Origin of the sequence: Mesorhizobium sp. M7A.F.Ca.MR.362.00.0.0 (assembly GCF_004023175.1) — a bacterium.
Classification (GTDB): Bacteria; Pseudomonadota; Alphaproteobacteria; order Rhizobiales; family Rhizobiaceae; genus Mesorhizobium.
The window spans coordinates 2,291-4,087 of the sequence record NZ_RZTF01000385.1 but is presented as its reverse complement, the minus strand read 5'-3'; the positions used below and the strand labels follow the sequence as shown (position 1 = coordinate 4,087).

At 66.1% G+C, this 1,797-nt stretch carries 1 protein-coding gene and 2 pseudogenes; 2 read left to right on the top strand and 1 reads right to left on the bottom strand.

Annotation, left to right across the window (positions count from 1 at the left end; translation table 11 throughout):
• Together EOC06_RS43920 and EOC06_RS30760 are read left to right on the top strand one after the other, a co-directional pair.
• Positions 1 to 440: pseudogene (locus EOC06_RS43920) on the top strand (NAD(P)-dependent oxidoreductase); the annotation flags it as partial.
• On the top strand, positions 437 to 1,243 hold the full coding sequence (locus tag EOC06_RS30760; protein WP_128309558.1) for an SDR family NAD(P)-dependent oxidoreductase: 807 nt from the start codon (positions 437 to 439) through the stop codon (positions 1,241 to 1,243). The pseudogene EOC06_RS43920 and the gene EOC06_RS30760, both read left to right, overlap by 4 nt.
• Here EOC06_RS30760 and EOC06_RS43915 read toward each other — a convergent pair.
• Positions 1,240 to 1,797: pseudogene (locus EOC06_RS43915) on the bottom strand (gfo/Idh/MocA family oxidoreductase); the annotation flags it as partial. The gene EOC06_RS30760 and the pseudogene EOC06_RS43915 sit on opposite strands and share 4 nt — an antisense overlap.

Genomic DNA, 1,797 nt, shown 5'->3' with positions numbered 1-1,797 from the left:
CGTACGGCCTGTCGAAATGGCTGGGCGAGGAAATCGTCGACGCGGCGGTGCGCCGCGGTGCCTTCTCGGCGGTCAGTGTCCGCATGCCGTGGATCCAGACGCCGGGTTCTTTTTTCGACGGCGTCGGGCCGCGCCGCGCCACTGCCGACAGTGCCCGCGACCTGTGGGCCTATCTGGATGCGCGCGACGCCGGGCAGGGCTTCCTGCGGGCGCTTGAGTGGCAAGGCGATAGCCATCTGCGCGTCCTCCTGAGCGCCGCCGACACATTCATGGAAGAGGAAACCGAAGCGCTTTTGCGCCGGGTCTATCCTGATGTCCCCCTGTCACGGTCGATCGCCGGTTTCGGCGCCGTGCTCGACACGGTCCATGCGCGCGAAACGATCGGCTTCGAACCACAGTATTCATGGCGTACCTATCCAAAGCCGGAGACCCTGGGATGAAACGGTTCGACCAGAAAAAGGTCCTCGTCACCGGCGGCGCCGGCGCGATCGGCAGCGCAGCGGTGCGGCGTTTCCTTGACGAAGGCGCACGGGTCGCCATTGTCGACCGCAATGGCGCGGCGGCGCAGCAACTGGCTCGCTCCCTCGGCGGCGGCGTCCTGGCGATCGAAGCCGACGTCACCGATGAAGCGGATGTGCGGCGCGCCGCCGCAACGATCGTCGAGACGTTCGGCGGCCTCGACGTGGTGTTCAACAATGCCGGAATTTCCGGCGTCGTCGCTCCCGTTCACGACCTGCCGGTCGAGGACTGGGATACGATCATCCGCATCAATCTGCGCGGCATCTTCCTCGTGCTGCAGGCTTCGCTTCGCGCGATGATCGAGGCCGGCACCGGTGGCTCGATCGTCAACATGGGCTCGTCCATGGCCGGTTGGGACGTCCTTTCGGGCGGTGCCGGCTATGTCGCCTCCAAACACGGCGTGGTCGGCCTGACGCGGGTCGCGGCGCTCGATGCCGCGCCCTACGGGATACGCGTCAATGCCATCTGCCCCGGCGTGATCGAGACGACGCTTGGCGTGCCGGTTTCCGGCGACGGCGAATTCAAGAGCAGCGTCCAGCATTTCGCCGACCGCATTCCGTTGCGCCGCATCGGCCAGCCGGACGATGTCGCGGCCGCCGTGGCTTTCCTGGCCTCCGACGAGGCGAGGCACGTCACAGGCGTGGATTGGCTGATCGACGGCGGCCAGACCTTGCAGAGCTGGGCCAACGCGCCGGCTGGCGGCGCGTTTCCGAAATTTCGCTAAAGTCTTTTCGGCGGCATTGCCTGGATGATCCGGAGGGCAAGATCGAGATCGGCGAGCCCGCCCGAAAGCGGCGTGCGCGGCTTCGCACCGGCATGGATGCAATCGGCGAAATGCAGCCATTCTCGGCGGAACGATGTATCCGGAACGCCGGGTATGACACGTTCGGATGCGGTTTGACCTGCCGCTTCGCGCAGCCGGACGGTCGCCGAGGCGTTGCGGAAATAGGGGTTCTGGAATTCGATCCGCACCTCGTCGCCCTCGCCATGCACGTGGATCCACTCGTCCCACCATTCATACTGGGCAAGCGCCATGTCGAAGAGGCAGGGGACGCCGCCATAGTCGAGCACGGCCAGCAACTGGTTCGGACCAGTCTGCTGTGCATGCACGACGCGGTCGGGTGTGCCGAAAGCACCGCGCATGACGGCAAGGTCGTGGCTGGCGAGGCTGAGCAGTACAAGATAGAGATCGCGATAGCCGGCATGGTCCACACCGAGCGCCGCCTCGATGCGCCGAGCGACCGTTTCGCGTCCCGCCGCCAACACATCGGCCGGCAC

Bases quoted from the DNA above. Each gene is read 5' to 3' on its own strand.
- EOC06_RS30760 (WP_128309558.1), top strand. From the start codon at position 437: ATGAAACGGTTCGACCAGAAAAAGGTCCTCGTCACCGGCGGCGCCGGC.